Origin of the sequence: Pseudobutyrivibrio sp. LB2011 (assembly GCF_000701765.1) — a bacterium.
GTDB classification, from domain to species: Bacteria; Bacillota; Clostridia; order Lachnospirales; family Lachnospiraceae; genus Pseudobutyrivibrio; species Pseudobutyrivibrio ruminis.
In genome coordinates, this window is the sequence record NZ_JNJS01000007.1 from 99526 (window position 1) to 123445 (window position 23920).

Here is a 23920-nt window from a genome sequence, read left to right on the forward strand (position 1 = left end):
TTTCTTGGCAAACGGAGTATGAGCGCAATTATCCTAAATTTGTGTGGAGATAATAATAAGCCCAAAGGTGTCTGCCCTCTACATACATTGGCTTCGCATTGCAAAACCAATGAAAGGACACCTGCTAAAAGCTCCCTTTGCCCACTAAGAAAATCAATAATCTTCGCAAAATCGTGCAGGGATTTCGGTGGCAGGTACCTTCTTAGGGGCCGGGGCTGGCGTAGTTTTTTTGGTGGCGGGGTGCAAAATGCCAGGAAAATGAGAGAGGGGCATGGGAATTTTGGGGAGACAATAAGAAAGGGACTCCCGATTGGGAGTCCCTGTTGTTTTTGTAGTGAAAACAGTTCTTAGTCGAACTGTCCAAAGGCGTACTTGAAAAATGAAACTGGTTCAACGCCTTCCTGCTTCTTTCTTGCGCAGTATTTTTCGTAATCAGCATACACGCTGTACATTTGGAATGATACTTCTTCGAACATTCTAATTTCCTCCTAAAATCTCTCTTTATCTTTGTTACAGCAGATATATTAAACCCATATTTGTCATTTGTCAACAAAAACAATTTGAAGATATTGTGAAAATTGTATAAACGGAATTGTATTGAGATAGTTTCCAGACTTTAGTATAATTTAGCTATAGGAAACTGAATATATAAATTATAGTTTTTGGGAGTTTATGATGAACGAACGAATATTAGAGGGAGCCTTAAAGGTTTTCAGAGAAAAAGGTCCGAAATTTACAATGGATGATATTGCTTCAGAAATGAAAATGAGCAAGAAAACCATTTATACGATTTTCACAGATAAGAATGAGCTTATGTGTGAGATGATGAATTTTGCTTTTGACCTTATTAAAGAATCAGAGGATAAGATTTATTACGATAATAGTCTTACTAGAATAGAGAAGATTCGTAGCATCTTGTCTGTTTTGCCTGAGTCGTATTATGGCTTTGAGTATACAGCAATGCATCAGCTGGCTACAAAGTATCCAAAGGCGTACGAGATTATGCAGGAGAGACTGGATAGCGGCTGGGACAAGACGCTTGATCTTTTGAGGGGCGGCATTGCTGAAGGCGAAATCAGAGAGATTGACCTTAATATCTTCAAGCTTATGTATGAAGCTTGTGTAGAGCAGCTTTTAATGGGGGATTTCCTTCAGGGAAGTTCAAAAGATTATCCAACAGCTTTGGCAGAAGTTGTTGATGTAATGGTAGACGGTATAATTGTAAAGGGAAAATAATAAATGGCACAAAGAGTTTATTTAGACAGAAAGTGGAGATTTAATGAAAAATTTGATGAGGAAATGATAAGCCAGCCTATGAAGGAAAGCACGCTTATCAATATTCCTCATACTGTTAAAGAGACACCTTTTTCATATTTTGATGAAGGTATTTATCAAATGGTTTCAGCTTACCAAAAGAGCATTTTTGCTCCTGCTCAGTGGGCTGACAAACTTCTTATTCTTACATTTGAAGCAGTTGGACATTGCTGTGACGTCTATATCAATGGTCGTCATATGAAGCATCATGAGTGCGGCTATACAGCATTTTCAATTGATGTATCAGATGTTCTTAATTTTGGCGAAGAGAACCTTATCACAGTAAAGGTTGATTCCAGAGAAAGTCTTAACCAGCCTCCATTTGGTTATGTAGTTGATTATATGACTTATGGTGGTATCTATAGAGATGTTTATTTCGAAGTCAAAGAACAAACCCATTTTAAGAGCCTGTTTGTTCAGCCTTCATTGTTAGAGCGAGTTTCTACAAGCAAGAGAACTCCAAAGCAAATCAAAATGATGAAGGTTCAGGGTATTCTTAAAACTGAATGTATTCTTTCTGAAAACATTTACGAGCTTGCTGTTGATGAGCATGTTTTTATTAAGCAGTATTTAGACGAGGATTTGTTGATATCTCAGCCTGTTGGTGGCCTTGAAAAAGTAGAGGATGGATATCTACTGAATCTTACAACAGCGCCTACCACTGTTAAGCTTTGGGATGTTGAAAGCCCACATCTATATCAGATTAAGACACAGCTTGTTATTGATGACAATGTTGTAGATGAGCATGTTGAAACTATCGGTTTCAGAAGCTCAGAATTCAGAAAGAATGGCTATTACCTAAACGGCAGAAAGCTAAAGCTTAGAGGATTAAACAGACATCAGTCATATCCTTATGTTGGATATGCAATGCCAGAGTCTATGCAGCGTTTGGATGCCAAGATTCTAAAAGAAGAATTGGCGCTTAATGCTGTTCGTACTTCACATTATCCTCAGTCACATTATTTCATTGATGAATGTGACAAATTAGGATTGCTTGTATTTACAGAGATTCCTGGATGGCAGCACATTGGTGATGCTGATTGGAAAAACATCGCTGTAGAAAATACAAAGGATATGGTTATCCAGTATCGCCATCATCCTTCAATCATCCTTTGGGGAGTTCGTATAAACGAATCACAGGATGACGATGAGTTTTACACTAGAACAAACGAGGTGGCTCACAAATATGACCCTACACGCCCTACAGGTGGCGTTAGAGCCCATGCAAAGAGTTCACTGCTAGAAGATGTCTACACATACAATGATTTCGTTCATTCAGGCTCTAACAAGGGCTGCTCGAAGAAATCAGATATCACATCAAACGATGAAAAGCCTTATTTGGTTAGTGAGTACAATGGTCATATGTACCCAACAAAGACTTTCGATGCTGAGGAACACAGACAGGAGCATGCAATGAGACATGCAAATGTTCTTGATGCCATTGCTGGAGAGCCTGATATTGCAGGTTCATTTGGATGGTGCATGTTTGACTACAACACACATAAGGACTTCGGTTCCGGCGATAGAATCTGTTATCACGGCGTAATGGATATGTTTAGAAATCCAAAGCTTGCAGCTTCAGTGTATTCAGCATTTTCAGACATGGACACTGTTCTTGATATCACTACAAGCTTTGATATCGGCGAGCATCCAGCCTGCAACAGAGGAAAGTCATACATCATTACAAATGCAGATTCTGTAAAGATGTACAAGAACGATGTGCTTATTAAAGAATACTTCCCATCAGATAGCAAATACGAAAACCTCAAGCATGGTCCAATTCTCATTGATGACTTTGTTGGTGATGCAGTAGAGCAGGATGGAGAATTCACAAAGGGTCAGGCCAAGCTTATTAAAAAGGCTTTAAATGATGTTACACTTGGGGGATTCAAGATTACACCATCACTTGCTTGGACAGCATTTAGACTAGTTGTTTTCCATCATGTAAGCCCAAGCAAAGCGGTGCCAATTTACAACAAGTTTATTGGTGACTGGGGTGGAGAATCTAGAGAATACAAATTCGAAGCTATCAAGGATGGTCAGGTAGTTAAGACTGTTAAAAAGGCAGCTGTTACAAAGGCGCATATCAATGCCAAAATCAGCCATACACTTTTAACAGAGCTTCACACATATGATGTGGCCCAGGTTCGCATCACAATAGCTGATCAAAATGACAATCAGCTGTATTTCTTTGGTCAGCCGGTTTCTTTTGAGGTTGAGGGGCCTTTTGAGATTATCGGACCAAAGGTGGTATCACCAATGGGTGGTTCCACAGGAGTATATATCAAATCTATAGGTGAAGATGGAGACGGAAAGCTTACAATTTCATGTGATGGATTGGAGCCAGTTGAAATCGGTATATCTGCAGAATGTTTAATTAATTAAGGGGTAAAAAGATGCAAGACAAAAGTAAAGTAATTTTTGGAAACGTAATCTCAGATAAGGATTACAAAAAAGCGTGCAAAACAAAAGAAAAGAACATCAAGAAATATGGTGATGATTCAAACGTGGATTACAATATCGTAATTGCGAAGAATGATCACATTGGAGATTCTCTTGGCGTATATGACGTTCTCTTAAAGGACGGCGAATCAAAGGAAGCATTTGATACTGAGAAGGGTGTTATCGTTGGTAATATCCGTATGGGATTTGGTCATTATCGTATTTCCATGGCTATGGCATCAGCTGCAAAGTCTATGGGCTACACACCATATTGGATGGATTTAAATGGCTATCCACAGACTACCTGCACAAAGGTTATCAGCGCTCAGAATGATTTGTATTCACTTGGTTCAAGACTTTCAAAGAACAAGCTTTTCAACAAGTTTATTTGGGAGCCAGCAAACTATGAGTGGTTTAGAAAGCTTTCTTACAACTCTTCAGACCAGAAAAATGCTGAGCTTATGGCTACAGTTTACAAGAATGTTCCAAAGGAGATTCCTGTTATCGGAACACATGCATGGCCAGCTCAGGCTGCTGTACATGCAGGAATGAAGTATGTTGTAAATGCTATTCCAGACAACTGGCCAATGGCTCTTCATTTTGCTGAGGGCGCAGTTCATGCTATTCAGTGCAAGAATGCATATATGGGATATAGAATCTGTAACGGTATGGCGGGAGATGCAGTTTGCAAGCCAATGCCAAATGATTCTTTAGTATACACAGGTCACTACATTGATCATGAGCTTGTTTCAAATATCGAGGTAGATTGCCAGGCTCGTCTTGATAGAAAGAAGAATGGTAAACCAATGCGTTTCCTTCTTACAATCGGTGGCGCTGGTGCACAGAAAGAAATCTTTGCAGCAATCATCAAGTATTTATTGCCAGAGATTAAATCACATCGTGCAGCTTTATATGTAAATGTTGGCGATTACAAGAATGTATGGGATGATTTGATGGCAGAAATCCCTCAGATGAAGGATGTAGTTACAGAGCACTTCAATGAGTTTGATGCTACAACAAAGTTCGCTGAGGAAGCTTTGACAGGTGATGTTGAGGGCATCCACGGATTCTATCACGAAAACATTTTTGAAGCAGTTTATTGCACAAACTTACTTATGCGTAGCTGCGATGTACTTGTTACAAAGCCATCAGAGCTTGCATTCTATCCAGTACCTAAGCTTTTCATTAAGCGAGTAGGAAAGCATGAGATGTGGGGCGCTATTCACTCAGCAGAAATGGGTGATGGAACACTTGAGTGTAGAGACATTCCTCATACACTTCAGATGATAGATTTATTTATGCAGGACGACAGACTTCTTACAGATATGTGTGAGAGCATCAAAGTTAACAAGACTATTGGGGTTTATGATGGTGCTTATAAGGTCGTTGAGCTTGCCATGGGGCTTAAGAATAAGAACTAATTAGGAGGAGAGTATAATGGCAGAAAAAAGAAGTTTATCGGGAGTTGAAAAATTTGCCTATGGTATAGGAGCTGTTGGAAAGGACATGGTTTACATGCTTTCAGCTTCATACGTACTTTACTATTTCCAGGACATCATGGGAGTCAATGCAATTGCGATGGGTATTATCCTTTTGGTTGCCCGTGTATTTGATGCATTCAATGATCCAATCATGGGTGTAATTGTTGCAAAGACTAAGACTCGTTGGGGAAAGTTCCGTCCTTGGCTTTTAATTGGAACTATTACAAATACAGTTCTTTTGATTTTAATGTTTTCGGCACCACCAGCAGCTACTGCTAAGGGCCTTGTTGCTTACGCAGCTGTTACTTACATCATGTGGGGCGTTACATACACTATGATGGACATCCCTTACTGGTCAATGGTTCCAGCTTTTACAGATAGCGGTAAGGAGCGTGAAGGTTTATCAGCACTTGCTCGTTCATGCGCTGGCGTTGGTTCCGCTCTTGTTACAATTGTTACTGTTATGGCTGTTGCAGCTCTTGGTTCAAAAGCAGCAGCAAACAGCACAGATAATATTTTAAAGACATTTGATTCTAGCAATACTAACTTCAGTGTGTATGTTGTAGAGCGTGATGCAGACGGAAATCCTACATCAAACACAAGCACAGTTATGGGAAATGATATTGTTCTTAATGTAACAGGAATCCAGAAGGTATTTGACGGTGTTGTAGATGAAGAAAACGGCTACAACGGCGTTGTATCTTTAAATGGAGACAACACAAACTACAGCTTTACATATGGTGATACTACTTATGTAGAGGGAGATGATTGTGATATTAACGTAGCTATGGATAGCGTCGACTCAGGAGCTGTTGCAGTTGCAATTTATGTTCCTAGTGATGCATTCAACCAGCTTATGAATGGTGAAGTTGATCTTAGCAAAATGACAATTGATATGACTTCTACAATGGAAGTTGAGCGTCTTGGTTTCAAGTACTTCTCAATCATCATCGGTGCATTATTTATTCTCTTTATTGGCATCACATGTGCATGCATAAAGGAAAAGTCTACAGTAGATATGCAGACAGCATCAATTGGTCAGATGTTTAAGGCTCTTATCCAGAATGATCAGGCTATGACAATTGTTATAACAATCGTTCTTGTAAACACTGCACTTTACATTACATCAAACCTTTTGATTTACTTCTTCAAATACGATTTAGCAGGAAGCAATTGGCAGGGAAATTACACATTGTTCAACACATTTGCAGGTGGTATGCAGATTCTTGCAATGATGATTTTATTCCCTCTTCTTAGAAAAGCCTTTACAACACTTCGTATTTTCTATATTTGCGTAGCAGCAGAAATAGTAGGATACATCGTTCTTCTTGTAATGGCACTTAGCGGAGTTACAAACGTATTTATTTTCTTCTTACCAGGCTTCCTTATCATGTCTGGCGCAGGAATTCTTAACGTTGTAGTCACAGTATTCCTTGCAAATACAGTAGATTACGGTGAGCTTAAGAACTATCGTAGAGACGAATCAGTTATTTTCTCTATGCAGACATTCGTTGTTAAGCTTGCATCTGGTATTGCAGCTCTTGTTGCATCAGTTTGTCTTGCTATTTTCAATATCCAGAAGGATAGTGCAGCAACACTTGATGTGGCTGGTCTTCAGGCAAAGGTTGCAAACAGTGGACTTCTTGAGTCTATTGATGCAAATTCAGTAATCGGACTTAGAATGATTATGACAGTCGGACCAACAATCGTTCTTGTTATTGCATTCTTGTTCTTTAGAGCAAAATATATTTTGACTGATGAAAAGCTTGCTGAGATTTCAGACGAATTAAAAGCTCGTAAATAAAATATATGTTAAGATTAATCTTGTAATTTTTACAGGAGTTGGAGGTTTTTAGATGATTAAAGCTGATGGAAAGGTATTTTTCTTAAATACCAAGTCAACAACATACGCATTTCGCGTAATGGAAACAGGTCAGCTGGAACATATGTATTACGGAAGGCTCATCAATTGCGATGAGCCATCTGTGCTTAAAGAAAAGCGTGCATTTGCTCCAGGCAATACTATTACATACGATGATGCACACCAGGATTTAACATTAGAGGATGTTAGACTTGAGCTTTCTGCAATTGGTAAGGGCGATTTAAGAGAGCCTATGCTAGAAGTAGTTTGTGCTGACGGAAGCACATCATTGGACTTCGTTTATGATTCATATGAGGTTATTTCTGGCAAGCCTGAGTTCAAGACTTTGCCAAGCTCATACGATGAATCAGGCAAGGTAGAAACTCTCAACGTAACCATGAAGGATAAGAATCACGGATTCACTTTGATTCTTTCATATTCAGTGTTTGAAGAGTGCGATGTAATTACTCGCTCTGCCAAGTTTATAAATACTTCAGATGAAAGCGTTCGCCTTACACGTATGCTTTCAATGCTTATGGATTACGATCATCCAGGTATGAAAATTACATCATTCCACGGTGGCTGGACACGTGAGATGAACAAGAGTGATATTGTTCTTCCAGCTGGTAAGTTTGTTAATGCATCATTTACTGGCACTAGCTCAAACAGATGCAATCCTTTATTTATGATTTCTGAGCCAGATTCATGTGAAGAGTCTGGAGATGTTTGGGGATTTAACTTACTTTACTCGGGTAATCATTACTCAGCTACAGAGGTTTCTTCATTTAAGAAGACAAGAGTTGTATATGGAATCAATCCTCAGAACTTTGCATGGGATTTAGCGGCAGGAGAGGAATTTGAGGCACCAGAGGCCGTTCTTACATATTCAGCAGCTGGTTTCAGACAGATGAGCCTTAATATGCATGATTTCGTTCGTGAGCATATTACACGTGGCCCATGGAAAAAGAAGGAACGTCCAGTTCTTATCAACAGCTGGGAGGCTTCTTATTTCGATTTCACAGAGGGCTCACTTTTAAAGCTTGCAAAGACAGCTAAGAATGCCGGCGCAGAATTGTTCGTTATGGATGACGGCTGGTTCGGCGATAGAAACGACGATCACAGAGCCCTTGGAGATTGGGATATTGTTAATAAAAAGAAGCTTCCAGGTGGCTTGGAAGGTCTTTCAAAGAAGGTAAACGACCTTGGTCTTATGTTTGGTCTTTGGGTTGAGCCAGAGATGATTAACGTTGATAGTGAGCTTTACAGAAAGCATCCAGATTGGGCTATCGATATTCCAAACATGGATCATTCAGAGGGACGTTTCCAGCGATTGCTGGACCTTTGCAACCCAGAGGTTGTAGATTACATGATTGACAGAATGAGCGAGGTATTCTCTACACCTGGTCTTTCATACATCAAGTGGGATATGAATAGAAACTTCTCAGATTACTATTCAAAGTATCTCCCAGCTGATAAGCAGCTTGAGGTTAGCCATAGATATGTTCTTGGCTTCTACAGATTGTTAAAGACATTGGCTGAGCGCTTCCCAGAGATTCTGATGGAAGGCTGCGCTTCAGGTGGAAACAGATTTGACCTTGGTGTGCTTTGCTACTATCCACAGATTTGGGCAAGTGACAATACAGATGCTGTCAGCAGACTTGCAATTCAGGATGGATACTCATATGGATATCCGCAGTCTACATACACAGCACATGTTTCTGCATGTCCAAACCATCAGACACTTCGTGTTACACCACTTGAATCACGCTTTGCCGTAGCAAGCTTTGGGGTACTTGGATATGAGCTCAATCTTAACGATATGAAGTCAGAAGATATTGCAGCTGTTAAGGCACAAATCGAGCTTTACAAGCAGTATCGTAAGACATTACAGTTTGGCGATTTCTATCGCCACAGAGCGGACAACATTTATCAGTGGAGCATCGTTGATAAGGATAAATCTACATCTGTTTCAATGCTTATGCAGCGAGAAATCGTAGCAGGAGACCAGTACTTGAAGCTTGAGATGGCTGGCCTTGATCCGCAGACAAAGTACCACTTCTTTGGACGCAAGCTTGAATATAACGTAAAGGGATTTGGAGATTTGGTAAATACAGTTTCTCCAATTCATATTAAGCAGGATTCACTTGTACATAATCTTGTTGCAAAGTTTGTAAAGATGCCTGGTGAAATAGAAGATTACGTGGCTTATGGAAACACACTTAATTCTAACGGAGTTAAGCTTGTACAAAGCTTCGTAGGTACTGGCTTCAATGAAGAAGTTCGCTACTTCCCAGATTTCGGAGCACGCCTCTATTTCGTAGAGAAAGCTGAATAGCATAAATACAAAAAAAGAACCAGTTAGTTACTGGTTCTTTTTAATTTTACTCTGTTACAGTACTTTCGATACTGAAGTAGTTCATCTTATCGTTTAGGCTTACGGCAAGGTCCTTGAGCTCGGCTGCGGCCTCATTTATCATAGCGAATGTTGTGTTGAGCTCTTCCATAGAAGCAGTTGTCTCCTGTGAGGATGCTGCATTCTGCTGAGAAATAGCAGAGAGCTCTGAAATAATATCATTGAAGCTTGCCTTAAGGTTGTTAAGAAGTTCAACCTTATCAGCAATTGTCTTTGTACTAATATCAACGCTGTTTACGTTGCTAACAACACCGTCCATATCTGTCTTTGTGCTGTTAAGCTGAGCGTTTTGCTTGTTGAATGCTACGTTAAGCTTTTCAATTGTATCAACACTCATCTGTGATTCTTCTACAAGCTTATCTACGATTCCATTGATTGAAACAGCTGCATCCTTTGACTGGATAGCCAGGGAACCAATTTCAGAAGCAACAACGGCAAATCCTCTACCGTATTCTCCAGCTCTGGCAGCCTCGATAGAAGCGTTAAGAGAGAGAAGATTAGTCTGCTCTGAAATAGATGTGATAGCACTTGAAGCATCAGCGATGTTTTTAACAGCATCGTTTGTAGCCTGAATCTGGCTGTGAATCTCTGTCATGGCTACCATAACCTGTTCGTTCTGAAGCATAAGCTCGTTGATTGCATCAACAGTGTGGTTTGCATCTTCAAGCATTTCTGTTGCAGCCTTTGAAAGCTCCTTAACACTTGAAGTGATATCATCAATGCTTTCGCCCATTTCTGTAGTGTTAGATAATGAGTTTTCAACGTTTTCAGCCTGAGCAACGGCGCCCTTGCTGATATCTTCTACAGCGTTTGCAACCTGATCTGCTACATGAAGAGCAGTATCAGCTGATGTTGCAAGGTTTTCTCCAGATTTTGTAACTTCTTCTGAAAGATCAAGAGTTGTCTGAATAACATCTGTAAGCTTATCACGAAGCTCAGCAGAACTTTCTGCGATTACACCAATTTCATCAGTTCTGTCAAATGTCTGGTTATCTATGTAGAATGAAAGCTCACCGTCTTCAAGCTTCTTTAAACCATCAACGATATCCTGGATAGCCTTTGTAGACTTGTTTACCATCCAGTGACCGATAGAAAGGTTAAGGAAGAAGAAGAATACATACACACCCATGATTATTAAACGAGCGTGCAATAAAGCAGCTTCTACTGAACTTGTATCTCTACCTGCAAATACTATACCAACAACTGAACCGTCAGAATTTGTAAGAGGTAAGTAGTATGCGTACCATTTTCCTTCGATGCCATCTATAGAAAAGTTTGTTGCAAGATATTCTTCTCCGTTTGTGAGAACTTTTTCCACTACAACATCTGAGGCTTTTGTTCCTTCCATACGCTCACCAGTTTCAGAATCAACAAGAGAAGTGATATAACGGGTATCTCCGTAGAAGATAGTAAAATCCATTCCGGTCTTTTCATGTAGGCTATCAAGCTGCTCCTGAAAATCATCGTGAACAGCATAATTTGCCTTTAGAATAGTTCCATTTGAAGCAACTGACCAATCACCACTCCATTCGTGGTCCATTGCATCCATTAAGAAAATAGCAGAAGCGTGAAGTTCTTCTTCAAAGGAATTATAGTAAGCCTTTTTTACGAAAGTGATACCAATAATGGCGATTGTTGTGGCCATAAGTAATGCTAACGCAGAAGCCAATAATAATACCTGGCGCACTAATTTCTTGTTCTTTTTCATGTTAAACCTTTCCGATTGCAATACAATCAAACTCGACAATAAAATAAGCATGGGACATATAATATGACACCATGCTTAGAATTCGAGTGTATATTTTAAGTAGTTGCAACTGGCTGACATTTTAAAGTCCCTATAGTTTTGCGTCGCAAGCTTTCGCTTGTTTTGCCCATATAAAGTGTTTGTTCACAAATATTTCACAATTTGCTTGAAAACAGTCACAATTATATATGCTGTTTTTTAGGTTGGCAACTACTTTTGTTAATTGTTTATCATTTTTGACAGTTTTGCATAATTGAATAGGTTTATAGAATAATTTTATTGTACATGCTTATCAATATAATTGCTTCTGTACTTGCTGTATACAATCTTCTGAGATTTGTAAAGGCCAGTGTAGCCTGATACCCAATAGCTGAATGCTACGGCCAGTAAGAAGTAAGGCATTGGCTCGTAACCAAAGAGCTCGAAGCAAATCAAAAGGCTGGAGATAGGGCAGTTTGTAACACCACAAAACAGAGCGCCCATTCCTACAGCAGCCATAAGAGCAGGAGGAAATCCTATTAATCCGCCAACAGCGGCACCAAGTGTAGCACCAATGAAAAGAGTAGGAACGATTTCACCACCTTTGTATCCGCAGGAAAGGGTAAGGGTAGTAAATACCATTTTTAAAAGGAAAGCTCCTAACCCAATGGATGCGCCTGTGAAGCAGGACATTATTATAGAAGAACCTGTGCTGTTGTATGTCTGATTTCCAACCAATAATGTAAGAACCAAAACTGAAGTACCACCGACTATTGCTTTAATATATGGATTAATGATTTTGCCGCTAAGGAATTCTTCGTATTTGTGAAGCATAGTGCAGAATAATATAGAAGCAAATCCACATATTATTGCAAATATACAGATGATGATTGCTGTTTTTATTGTAAACTTTGGAATAACCTCAATTGGGTAAATTTCAGCGCCAAGTCCAAAGTATGCAGCGATGTATCTTGCTACAAGGGAAGAAATAACGCATGGAACAAGTGCAGCGTAGTGCATGATTCCAACTGAAATAACCTCCATGGAGAAAATAGCAGCTGCCATTGGTGTGCCGAATAAAGCAGAAAATGCTGCGCTCATACCGCACATAATCATTGTCTTTTTGTTGGTATCACTAAGGTGAAGGACACGTCCAATACCATTTCCGATGGCACCGCCCATCTGTAAAGCGGCTCCCTCACGACCAGCAGAACCACCTACCAAGTGAGTAATTAATGTAGCTATAAAAATAAGTGGAGCAAGTCTAAATGGAAGACGCTCATCTGACTGAATAGCAGCAATAACAGTGTTTGTTCCGCTGTCTTTTACCTTAAGAATCTTCTTATATATAAATGTGATTATAACTGCGCCAACTGGCAAAAAATATATAAGCCATGGATTGGATTCACGGACAGATATGACTTTTCGCATGCTAAGTCCGAAGGCGGTAGCAAATAATCCTACTAGAACACCTATTACGATGGATGCGATTGTCCAGCTGAAAACAGACATTGCTCGATGACCATTGTGATCGATTTTGTGAAATAACGTTTTTTTAAATTCTCTATTATCCATATTTTCCCTCTTTGAATTTTATATATTGTATGCTAACACAAATACATTGACTTTGCCTGATAAAATATACAAAATTATCTTAGAAATATTATTTGGGAGACAATATGGAAAAAGTATTTATTGTAAACAAAGCGAGTAGAACAGGAAAAGCTGAAGGTGTTTGGAATAAGATAGAAGAATATCTTAAAAGTGAAGGCGTAGATTACGAGGTTCACTTTACAGCCAAGGCTTATGATGCAACTGAATTTGCAAAGAATGCCACATCTTCAGGAGAGGAAGTTCATTTATTTGTCATGGGTGGAGATGGCACTTTAAATGAAGCACTTAACGGAATAGCAGATTTTGAACATACCTTATATACACCGTTGCCATCAGGCTCTGCCAATGATTTTGTTAAGGGCATCGGACTGGAAGGAAGCACACTTGATATTTTAAAACGAGCCCTTAAGGATGATGGTTTCAAAAGCATTGATATAGGAAAGGTTACTTATAATAAAGATGGAGAAGAGCAAAGCAGACTCTTTGGTGTTAGCTCTGGTATAGGGGTGGATGCCTATGTTTGTTTGCAGGCGCTCACTAGTAAGCTTAAGACTTTCTTGAATAAATTTGGTCTTGGCTCAGCTACATACGGCCTTCTTACTGTTGGTGACATTTTTACAATGCCATTTTCAGATGCAGTTGTTACTACCTATTTTGATGGAGAAAAAGAGGAGCGAAATATTAAAAGTACCATCTTTGCGGCAGCTATGAATTGCCCGGCGGAGGGCGGTGGCATTCCTATGGCTCCAAAGGCAACAGTTGACTCCGGATATCTTACAGCTTTTATTGCTCATGACATAAGCAGAATAAAATGCTTCGGTTTGCTACCATTTTTGGTTGCAGGTAAGCATGAGGGGAAGAAGGGATTTGATTTATTAAAATTTAATAAATTGGAGATATCTATGAATGACCAAATGTGTGTACACGCAGATGGAGAACATGTTGGATTTTATAAAAAAATCACCTTTGAATGTTTGCCCTCAAAGTTGAAAATTAGGGGTTTTTAAGAAATACAAATTCTTAAAAATGTATTAAATTTTTATTAAGTAAATCATTGTTATTTTCTTGACGACCAAGTATAATAGAAACCGAGGGAAAGAGAAGAAGTTTCTCTTTTAATTTCTAATAATTATTAAGGAGGATGGATATGTTTTTCCAAATCACTAATCTTTGGCAGATCCTTGGCTGGTGCCTTGTATTTGCAGGATTAATTCTCATGAACGAACTCGGCCGTCGTACAAAGGTCGGCGGAATGATTATTTTTGTAATCATCCCATGTATTCTTACAGTATATTTCATTCTTGCACACGTTGGTTTATTCGGCGGTGCAGCAAACCCAACTGTTGCTTATATGGATGGTTGGTTCCACTACTTCAAGCTCTACGCAGCAGATATCGGATGCGTCGGCTTCATGATGATCAAGTATAAGTGGGGCATTGGTAAAGAAAAATGGTTTGCTTGGTGGCCATGGTTCATCGTAGCAGCAAACATCATGATTGCTAATGTTTCAGATATGGAGTCTGCTCTTGCAGCATACTCAATCACAGGCGACCTTTCAGGTGCTTGGTGGTGCTCTAACGAAGGTGTATTCATCTACGGTGGATGGTGGAACGTTGTTAACGCTCTCGCAGGTATGATCAACATCTTCTGTATGACAGGTTGTGTAAAGCTTTACACATCAAACGACAAGAATCAGGCAGATATGATCTGGCCAGATATGACAATCTGGTTCATCATCGCATATGATGTATGGAACTTTGAGTATACATATCTTAACCTTCCTACACATACATGGTACTGTGGTGTTGCACTTCTTCTTGCTCCTACATTTGCTAACGCACTTTGGAACAAGGGTGCATGGATCCAGAACCGTGCTAACACACTTGCAATTTGGTGTATGTGGGCTCAGGTAGTACCTCTCTTCCAGTTAAAGGGTACATTCGCAGCTGTACTTCCACGTGTATACGGTGGCGCTACAGAGGCTGGTGTTACAACAATGGATCTTTATGAGAAGGCTATCGCTCTTTACAACGCAGGCCAGGGCAAGACAGCAGCAGCAAACGATGCTATCGCAGCAATGGGTATCACAGCTGATCCTTCAATGCAGGGATTCGTAGCTATGATGGCACTTGCAGTTAACGTTGTATGTATCTCTGTTATCATCAGAAACGCAATCAGAATCGGTGGAAACCCATATTCTAACTGCGTATTCGAAGGAACAAAGGACTTCGACGAGGCTATGGCTCGTGCAGCAAAATAATTCATGAGACTTTAAGGCATCCGCTTAGGCGGGTGCTTTTTTGTGTTCATCAATATTTAGTGAATGGTATTTTAAATTCATCTAAATATAGGTATAATATTCACAAGAATATGAAAGACTGCGAGTGAGCAGTCTGTTGGGAGAGAATAATGTATAAAGTTTACTATATAATGCATAGCAGCTTCCTGGTGGAGCTTGATGATAGATATTTGTTATTTGATTATTTTGATAAATCGGTTGTGGCAGATACAGTTCAGTTTCATGGCTGCTTACCGGAGCTTGATCCTGATAAATATCTTTATGTTTTTGCAAGTCATAGTCATAAGGATCACTGGTGGCTGGAAAATCTCCGTCTTGCTGACGCAAGAGTAAATATCAAGTTTATTTTGTCAAAGGATATTAGATTAGGTCGCAATTATCTTATTAGAAATGGCTTTGATTTATCCATAAAAGATAAGATTCAGTTTGTAACATCCATGAAGAAGTATCAGGTGGATGATATGACTATAGAAACCCTTCGTTCTACAGATGCGGGAGTGGCATTCGTAATCAGCGTAAAGGGCATGAACATTTACCATGCCGGAGATTTAAACTGGTGGAATGCAGAGGGCCGTGGGGAGCTATACGGTGAAGTATATGGTCGTGAATACAAACGAGCTTTAAAATCTATCTTAAACAAGCATTTTGATATAGGATTTGTCCCATTGGATTCACGGATGGGAGAGGATGGTTATTTCCTTGGCTTGGATTATTTCATCAAGAACATTGATTGCGACAACATCTTTCCTATGCATATGTGGGGAGATTACAAATGGATTGAAAGATTCAAGAGTCGCCCAGATATTGCAAATCTTAGGGAGAGAGTTGTGGATATAGACAGGGAAAATATGATTTTTGAGATAGAGGACTAGAATGGTTTTTAGCAAGAGTCTTACAGCGGAAGAATTTAATCCAGAGATTATCATGAACTCTGGTCAGGTTTTCAGAATGAAGAAGGAGACTGCCGGTGCAGACGGTATGCCTGATACTTACAGTGCCTGTTCAGGAGATAATGATGTTTATTTCTATTTAAATAAAGAGAAAGACACATGGGACTTCGCCTGTGAAGAAAGCCAGTGGGATTTCTGGTGTAGATATTTTGATTTCGATACTGACTACACTTCATATAACGACATCATCCGTAAGAGTGATGATAAGTTTTTGAAGGATTCTCTGAAGGATGCTTTTGGAATGCGCATCCTTAGGCAGGATTTGTGGGAGGTTTTCATATCTTATGTGATTTCTCAGAATAACAACATTCCTAAGATAAAGAAATCCATCCAGATTCTGTGTGACAGATATTCAGATGGAATTCATTTTCCAAAGGCTGATGTGCTGGCGTTTATTCCAAAAGCAGAGCTGATGGATGGCACTGCACTTGGATATCGCGCAGACTACATAAAAGGAATATCGGAAAGAGTAGCAGCGGGAATGCTTGATATTGAAGCTATTAGCAAGCTGCCTTACCAGGAGGCTATGGATGCCCTACTTAAAATCAAAGGTGTAGGGCCTAAGGTGGCAAACTGCATTATGCTTTACGGATTCCATTTTATGGAAAGCTATCCAATTGATACATGGATGAAGAAGATTATCTCGGAAGATTACAGTGATTATACAAAAGATGCTTATCTTGATTATATAAATAGCGAGTATCCTGGTTTTCAGGGGTATGTTCAACAATTACAGTTTTATCATAAGAGAAAAGGCTGAGTAATGTTTAAATATCATATTATTGCACTTTTATTAGGAACCATATTGGATTATGTATTTGGAAATATATATTGCATGTGGAATCCTTTCGACACAATTAAAGATTGGGTAAAGTTTTTGGACAGAGCCTTGCTGGGAGATGAGATTATCCTTTTGGAGAAGTCAAAGCAGCGCAACCTTGGGGCTTGGCTGATTATTCTCGTTGTATTTCCAGTATTTGCCGGCATTACCTTTTTTACAATGCTTACATATGAAATCCACCCATGGTTTGGTATGCTTTTTGAGGCTTTGGCCACCTACTATTGTTTGAATTTCAACAGATTATATTATGGTGGACTTGGCGTAGTTGCAGATTATTATGGAAATGGTGTAGCTGCAATGAAGCACACTGCCAGCATTTTGATTGGACGTCAGGTGGAAGTTGATACAGAAGAAGGCATAACATCCGATACTATTACCTACATTGCAAACGAAGCATCAGACAGCGTGCTGTCACCATTATTTGTGATGTTTTTGTTTGGTCCTGTTGGCGGATTTATCTACAGAGCCCTTGATATTATAGAAGGGCAGATTGGCACCTTCGAAACAGGCACATACAACGCAAGATACGATTATTTTGGACAGCCTATTGTAAAGCTTAATTCAATAATTGATTATTTGCCATCAAGATTTAGCGGTGCTCTTGTAGTGTTTTGTGCAAGACATACTTTCGGCGGATTCAATGGCAAAAACGCCAGATTCATTCATCTGCGAGATAGAAAAAAAGCTATTTCTGCATTTGCAGGAGCTTTGGAAATCGGGTTGGATGATGGCAAGATAGGAGATTTTGATAAGCCAATCCAGGCATCAGATATAAATAAAGCAGTAAATCTACTGAAAAATAGTTTTATGGTATGCCAGGCATTTTTCGTGATTTTATTGTTATTTTTCTGAATTACGGGTGGAATTTAAAAATACTTTGGATTATAATTTAACCAAGTATGTAATATAGGTTTAATTGGCTATAAATATTGTGATTAGGAGGAATTGCTATGTCTGCATTTTTATCTAGTTTTGCAAGTTATCTGATTAAAATGATCATACTAGTTGCTATAGGTGTTTGTGGCGGTTTTATTGGAATTAAGCTCCGCCAGTCTAGCGACAGGAAGAAGGGTGTTTCTGAGCAAGTAACAGAGGCTTCTTCCGAAGAATAATATTTGGAGGACTATTGTTTTGAATACCGGTGTTAATGATTTACGACGCGCCTACTTGGAGTTTTTTGAGAGCAAGGGTCACCTTTGCCTCAATAGTTTTTCTCTTGTACCACATAATGATAACAGCTTATTGCTTATCAATGCTGGTATGGCACCACTTAAGCCATACTTTACTGGACAGGAGATTCCACCTCGTAGACGCGTTACAACATGTCAGAAATGTGTTAGAACAGGAGACATTGACAATGTAGGTAAGACGGCTCGCCATCTTACTTTTTTTGAGATGCTTGGTAATTTCTCATTTGGTGATTATTTCAAGCATGAGGCAATTGCCTGGTCATGGGAATTCCTTACAGAGGTTCTCGAACTAGACAAAGACAGACTTTATCCTTCTATCTACGGAGAGGATGAAGAAGCCTTCGAAATCTGGACAAAGGAAATCGGTGTAGCTCCAGAGCGCATCACTCGTTTCTATCGTGATCCAGAGACAGGCGAATGCGACAATTTCTGGGAGCATGGTGCTGGCCCTTGCGGTCCTTGCTCAGAGATTTACTATGATCGTGGAGAAAAATACGGATGCGGCAAGCCAGATTGTAAGGTTGGTTGCGATTGCGACCGCTACATGGAGGTATGGAACAACGTATTTACTCAGTTTAATGGCGATGGCCATGGCGGCTACGAAGAATTGGAGCAGAAGAACATCGATACAGGTATGGGTCTTGAAAGACTTGCTGTAGTTATGCAGGATGTTGATTCTGTTTTCGATATCGATACTATGAAGGCAATCCGTGACAAGATCTGCGAGATGTCAGGAAAGAAGTATCAGGTAGATGCTCTTGACGATGTTTCAATCCGTCTTATCACAGATCATATCCGTTCATCTACATTCCTTGTATCTGATGGTGTTACACCTTCAAACGAGGGTAGAGGATACGTACTTCGTCGTCTTATCCGTCGTGCAGCAAAGCATGGTCGTGCACTTGGAATCCAGGGCACATTCATGGCTAAGCTTGCAGAGACAGTTATTAACGAGTGTAAGGATGGTTATCCAGAGCTTTGGGAGAAGAGAGAGTACATCTTCAAGACTCTTACAGCTGAGGAAGACCAGTTCAATAAAACTATCGACAAGGGTCTTGAAATCCTTGCAGGTATGGAAGAGAAGCTTGTTGCTTCTGGTTCAAAGGAGCTTTCAGGAGAGGATACATTCAAGCTTTACGATACTTACGGATTCCCTGTAGATCTTACAGCAGAAATCCTTGAGGAAAAGGGATTCAGCTACGATGCTGCTGGATTCGAAGCTTGCATGGAAGAGCAGAGACAGAAGGCTCGTGCTGCTCGTAAAGAGACAAACTACATGGGTGCTGACGCATCTGTTTACGATGATATCGATTTAAATGTTACTTCTGAGTTTGTAGGCTACGACAAGACTACATCAGAATCAACAGTTACTGTTCTTACAACAGAGACAGAAATCGTTGATACTATTGCAGAAGGAACAGTTGGAACAATTATCGTTCCAGAGACACCATTCTACGCTACAATGGGTGGACAGATTGGTGATACAGGTATCATCAGCACACCAAACGGCGAGTTTGAAGTAAAGGATACTATCAAGCTTAAGGGTGGCAAGATCGGCCACGTAGGTCAGATGGTTTCTGGTATGATCAAGGTTGGCGATAAGGTTACTCTCAAGGTAGACGATGCTCGCCGTGCTCGTATCTGCAAGAACCACTCAGCTACTCACCTTCTTCAGAAGGCACTTCGCGAGGTACTTGGTACACACGTAGAGCAGAAGGGTTCTTACCAGGATGCTGACAGAACACGTTTCGATTTCTCTCACTTCTCAGCAATGACAGATGAGGAAATTGCAAAGGTTGAAAAGATGGTAAATGACAAGATTGCTGAAGGCCTTGAGGTTACAACAGCTATCATGTCAATTGACGAAGCAAAGAAGAGCGGTGCTATGGCTCTCTTTGGTGAGAAATATGGCGACGAAGTTCGCGTAGTAAAGATGGGAGATTTCTCTACAGAGCTTTGCGGTGGTACACACGTTGCAAATACATCAGAAATCTCAGCATTCAAGATTCTTTCAGAGTCAGGTGTTGCTTCAGGTACACGTCGTATCGAGGCTATCACAGGTGCTGCTGTATTCGAATACTATGCAGATATCGAAGCTAAGCTTAACGCTGCAGCTGCTGCTCTCAAGTGTCAGCCAGCAGATGTTGAGGAAAAGATTGCACATCTTCAGAAGCAGCTCAAGGAGGCAAACTCAGAGCTTGAGTCTATGAAGGCAAAGGCTGCACAGGCTGCTGTTGGTGATGTTATGGATTCAGTTGAAGAGGTTAATGGAGTTAAGCTTCTTGCTACTTCAGTTGCTGGAGTAGATATGAATGGACTTCGTGATCTTGGCGACGACCTTAAGACAAAGCTTGGAGAGGGCGTTATCGTTCTTGCATCTGATTGCGATGGCAAGGTAAACCTTGTTGTTATGGCTACAGATGAAGCTCAGTCAAAGGGTACACACGCTGGTAACCTTGTAAAGGCTATTGCACCTAAGGTTGGCGGTGGCGGCGGTGGTCGTCCAAACATGGCTCAGGCTGGTGGAAAGAACCCAGCAGGCATTGCAGATGCCCTTGCCGAAGCCAAAGCCGTATTAGCAAGTATGGTCTAAGAGTTGTATAAATTGCGTCTTCAAAATCTAGGCAAGCGCGAGGAGGAAGGCTCCATATGAGCTAGGAAGGAACCCCGAAGGGGGAGGTTGCCTAGCGAAGTATGGAAGGTGGCCTCCGGGAGCATGTAAGAGTAGGTTGACGCAATAATATAAAAATATAGTTGACAAATACTTGATTTATGCTAAAATGCTTGTTAGTGCTTTAGAGTATTAAGTACAAGTCCCCAGATGGAGGGAGGTTAGGAATAGACTATGTCATATGTTACAGTTAAAGAAAACGAATCATTAGACAGCGCTCTTCGTAGATTTAAGAGAAACTGTGCTAAGGCTGGTATCCAGCAGGAGATTCGTAAGCGTGAGCACTATGAGAAGCCTTCAGTAAAGCGTAAGAAGAAGTCTGAGGCTGCTAGAAAGCGTAAATTTTAATTAAAATTTATGTTTAAGAATTTATGAAATCATGGCCTGTACCAGTTTGGGGTACAGGCTATTTTTCGGTTTACGTAAAGTATATTATTTTGGAGGTTATATGGCACGTTCAGTTGAAGAAGAGATTAAGAGACGTCGTACTTTTGCAATTATTTCCCATCCCGATGCAGGTAAGACTACCCTTACAGAAAAATTCCTTCTATACGGAGGACAGATTAATTTAGCTGGTTCAGTAAAGGGAAAAGCTACAGCAAGACATGCAGTATCGGACTGGATGGAAATCGAGAAGGAGAGAGGTATTTCTGTTACTTCTTCTGTTTTGCAGTTCGAGTACGATGGCTATTGCATAAATATCCTCGATACACCTGGACACCAGGATTTCTCCGAGGATACATATAGAACACTTATGGCTGCCGATTCTGCAGTCATGGTTATCGATGCATCAAAGGGTGTTGAGGCACAGACTAGAAAGCTTTTCAAGGTTTGTGTTATGAGACATATCCCTATTTTCACATTCATCAACAAGATGGACCGTGATGCAAACGATACTTTCGAGCTTCTTGACGATATCGAAAATGAGCTTGGAATCGCCACAGTTCCTGTTAACTGGCCAATCGGCTCAGGTAAGGGATTCAAGGGTGTATATGATAGAAATGAGCGCACTGTGCGTATGTTCTCTGATACACAAAAGGGTACAAAACAGGGCGAGGAGCGTATTCTTTCTATCGATGATCCTTCTCTCAAGGATGAAATCGGACAGGAAAAGTACGATCAGCTTATGGAAGAGCTTGAGCTTATCGATGGAGCTGGTGCTGAGTTTGATCAGGAGCTTGTTACAAAGGGTGAGCTTTCACCTGTATTCTTTGGATCTGCTCTTACAAACTTTGGTGTTGAGACTTTCCTTGAGCACTTCCTTCAGATGACATACAGCCCACTTCCTAGAAAGAGTGATGCTGGCGAGATTAGCCCATTCTCTGAGGATTTCTCAGCTTTCGTATTCAAGATTCAGGCTAATATGAATAAGGCTCATCGTGATAGAGTAGCATTCCTTCGTGTTTGCTCAGGTACATTCGATGCCACAAAAGAATATCTCCATGTGCAGGGCGGCAGAAAGGCTAAGCTTTCAGCACCTCAGCAGATGATGGCTGATGAGCGTAAAATCGTTGATAAGGCTTATGCTGGCGATATTATTGGTGTATTCGATCCAGGTCTTTACAGCATTGGTGATACATTCACATCTGCTAAAAAGCCATTTAAGTTCGAGGGTATCCCAACATTCGCTCCAGAGCATTTTGCCCGCGTACGTCAGATTGATACAATGAAGCGTAAGCAGTTCATGAAGGGAATCACACAGATTGCCCAGGAAGGTGCAATCCAGATTTTCCAGGAGTTTAATACAGGTATGGAGGAAATCATCGTAGGTGTAGTTGGTGTTCTTCAGTTTGATGTATTAAAATATAGATTGAACAACGAATACAACGTTGAGATTGCTCTTGAAAACTTACCTTATGAGCATATAAGATGGATTGAAGGAGACTACGATTTAGATAAGATTTCTGGTACATCTGATATGAAGAAAATCAAGGACTTAAAGGATAGACCACTTCTTTTATTTGTAAATTCTTGGTCTGTTGGAATGGTTCAGGATAGAAATGAAGGATTAGTTTTATCTGAATTCGGTACAAATTAATGACTATAAACGAAGCTGCTATTGATAGAAAAAATAACCTTAACATAATTCGACTTATTGCCAGTCTTATGGTTGTGTATATGCATGCCTTTGCGATTTGCATTGCTGATCAGTCAAAGGATGTGTTTTATACACTTACCAACCACAAGGCTTTGGCTGGTGGAATTGCGGTGTACATTTTTTTCATCATTAGTGGCTTTTTAATTTGCAGAAGTTTCGACAGAACGAAGAGCGTAGTGAAGTATTTCAAGGCTCGTTTTCTTCGTATTTGGCCACTGCTTTTTGTGGTTGTGATGATTATGGCGTTTGTGCTTGGGCCAATTCTATCGGAATATAGCTTTGAGCAGTATATGCAGGGTGATATTCTTGGTTTCCTAAAGAATATTTTCTTTATTCACGACACCACCACTTTGCCAGGTGTGTACAATTACCACTATAATCATAGCTTAAACGGCTCTTTATGGACTTTGATGTACGAAGTTATGTGGTATGTCATTGTGGCCGTCATTTCGCCTCTATGGAAGCGATTCAAGGCATCTGGAATACTTATGGTTGTGGCTTTAGGTGGCATCTATATTCTTTACACATACAACAGCCCTGGGGACATCGGTCCACTTACAGCAAGCTTCATGCTGAATTTTTCTAAGCTTGGTATGTTCTTTGCAATGGGAATGTGCTACTACCTGTTCGGGGATTATATCAAGATTTCCTGGAAGATAGCACTGGTTGCTATTGCAGGGCTTGTGTTTGGAATTTTCTTTGCAGATTTCATTATCACATTTTGCATTTTTGGATCTTACATTATTTTTTATCTTGCATTCCAAAAGCGTTTTGTGGCCACCTGGTACGATAAAGTAGGAGATTTGTCCTACGGAATATACATCATGGCGTTCCCAATTCAGCAGACATTAGTGGAGTGCATCGGCACACCTACCGAGATATATAACACCATGTCTATGGATCCTTATTTAAATATGTTGTACACATTACTAATCGTTATACCGCTGGCTTGGATAAGCTGGCATTGCATCGAAAAGCCTTGTTTGAGGCTAAAATAAAGCTTGACGATGCTTTTCATAC

Annotated in this window: 18 protein-coding genes, 1 pseudogene and 1 riboswitch; of the genes and pseudogenes, 16 read left to right on the top strand and 3 right to left on the bottom strand. The window is 40.2% G+C overall.

The window, feature by feature from the left end; translation table 11 throughout:
- Positions 1-347: 347 nt before the first annotated feature.
- Entirely contained in the window at positions 348-476 is a 129-nt protein-coding gene (locus T375_RS13825; protein WP_256377539.1) for a hypothetical protein, read from the bottom strand.
- Between the two features lie 199 nt (positions 477-675).
- Between T375_RS13825 and T375_RS09345 the strand changes: the two genes are divergently transcribed.
- The 6 genes and pseudogenes from T375_RS09345 to T375_RS09370 all read left to right on the top strand — a co-directional run bounded on the left by T375_RS09345 (position 676) and on the right by T375_RS09370 (position 9433).
- Entirely contained in the window at positions 676-1236 is a 561-nt protein-coding gene (locus T375_RS09345; protein ID WP_044937708.1) for a TetR/AcrR family transcriptional regulator, read from the top strand.
- Positions 1237-1239: 3 nt separating this feature from the next.
- The gene (locus T375_RS09350; RefSeq protein ID WP_044937709.1) at positions 1240-3699 is read left to right on the top strand and encodes a glycoside hydrolase family 2 protein; all 2460 of its coding nucleotides are present in this window, start codon (positions 1240-1242) and stop codon (positions 3697-3699) included.
- Between the two features lie 11 nt (positions 3700-3710).
- Positions 3711-5177, top strand: coding sequence for a DUF6937 domain-containing protein (locus T375_RS09355; RefSeq protein WP_044937710.1), 1467 nt, complete (start codon positions 3711-3713; stop codon positions 5175-5177).
- A gap of 16 nt (positions 5178-5193) precedes the next feature.
- A pseudogene (locus tag T375_RS13895) lies at positions 5194-5721 on the top strand (MFS transporter); the annotation flags it as partial.
- A complete protein-coding gene (locus T375_RS09365) occupies positions 5701-7041 on the top strand; it encodes an MFS transporter (protein WP_155952504.1) in 1341 nt (446 codons plus the stop codon). The pseudogene T375_RS13895 and the gene T375_RS09365, both read left to right, overlap by 21 nt.
- Before the next feature lie 52 nt (positions 7042-7093).
- A complete protein-coding gene (locus T375_RS09370) occupies positions 7094-9433 on the top strand; it encodes an alpha-galactosidase (RefSeq protein WP_044937711.1) in 2340 nt (779 codons plus the stop codon).
- A 46-nt stretch (positions 9434-9479) separates the two neighbouring features.
- Here the strand turns inward: T375_RS09370 and T375_RS09375 are convergent, their stop codons facing one another.
- Complete coding sequence (locus T375_RS09375) at positions 9480-11219, bottom strand: methyl-accepting chemotaxis protein (RefSeq protein ID WP_044937712.1); 1740 nt, start codon at positions 11217-11219, stop codon at positions 9480-9482.
- 101 nt (positions 11220-11320) lie between these two features.
- Positions 11321-11396, bottom strand: a riboswitch (cyclic di-GMP riboswitch).
- 138 nt (positions 11397-11534) lie between these two features.
- Entirely contained in the window at positions 11535-12812 is a 1278-nt protein-coding gene (locus T375_RS09380; RefSeq protein WP_242839278.1) for a chloride channel protein, read from the bottom strand.
- 104 nt (positions 12813-12916) lie between these two features.
- Between T375_RS09380 and T375_RS09385 the strand changes: the two genes are divergently transcribed.
- The 10 genes from T375_RS09385 (at position 12917) to T375_RS09425 (ending at position 23898) form a co-directional block, all read left to right on the top strand.
- A complete protein-coding gene (locus T375_RS09385) occupies positions 12917-13858 on the top strand; it encodes a diacylglycerol/lipid kinase family protein (protein ID WP_044937713.1) in 942 nt (313 codons plus the stop codon).
- Between the two features lie 140 nt (positions 13859-13998).
- On the top strand, positions 13999-15111 hold the full coding sequence (locus T375_RS09390) for a DUF5692 family protein (RefSeq protein WP_044937715.1): 1113 nt from the start codon (positions 13999-14001) through the stop codon (positions 15109-15111).
- 149 nt (positions 15112-15260) lie between these two features.
- Positions 15261-16022, top strand: coding sequence for an MBL fold metallo-hydrolase (locus T375_RS09395; RefSeq protein ID WP_044937716.1), 762 nt, complete (start codon positions 15261-15263; stop codon positions 16020-16022).
- Position 16023: 1 nt separating this feature from the next.
- The gene (locus tag T375_RS09400) at positions 16024-16860 is read left to right on the top strand and encodes a DNA-3-methyladenine glycosylase 2 (RefSeq protein ID WP_044937717.1); all 837 of its coding nucleotides are present in this window, start codon (positions 16024-16026) and stop codon (positions 16858-16860) included.
- Between the two features lie 3 nt (positions 16861-16863).
- Positions 16864-17793, top strand: coding sequence for a cobalamin biosynthesis protein CobD/CbiB (locus T375_RS09405; protein WP_044937719.1), 930 nt, complete (start codon positions 16864-16866; stop codon positions 17791-17793).
- 98 nt (positions 17794-17891) lie between these two features.
- A complete protein-coding gene (locus tag T375_RS13735) occupies positions 17892-18053 on the top strand; it encodes a hypothetical protein (protein ID WP_177175544.1) in 162 nt (53 codons plus the stop codon).
- Positions 18054-18072: 19 nt separating this feature from the next.
- Positions 18073-20724: an alanine--tRNA ligase gene (gene alaS / locus T375_RS09410; RefSeq protein WP_330371746.1), complete on the top strand. Its 2652-nt coding sequence runs from the start codon at positions 18073-18075 to the stop codon at positions 20722-20724.
- Positions 20725-20976: 252 nt separating this feature from the next.
- Complete coding sequence (rpsU, locus tag T375_RS09415) at positions 20977-21150, top strand: 30S ribosomal protein S21 (RefSeq protein WP_028236498.1); 174 nt, start codon at positions 20977-20979, stop codon at positions 21148-21150.
- 100 nt (positions 21151-21250) lie between these two features.
- A complete protein-coding gene (locus tag T375_RS09420) occupies positions 21251-22840 on the top strand; it encodes a peptide chain release factor 3 (RefSeq protein ID WP_044937722.1) in 1590 nt (529 codons plus the stop codon).
- Complete coding sequence (locus T375_RS09425) at positions 22840-23898, top strand: acyltransferase family protein (protein WP_044937724.1); 1059 nt, start codon at positions 22840-22842, stop codon at positions 23896-23898. The genes T375_RS09420 and T375_RS09425 overlap by 1 nt, the downstream gene beginning before the upstream one ends.
- Positions 23899-23920 lie beyond the last annotated feature (22 nt).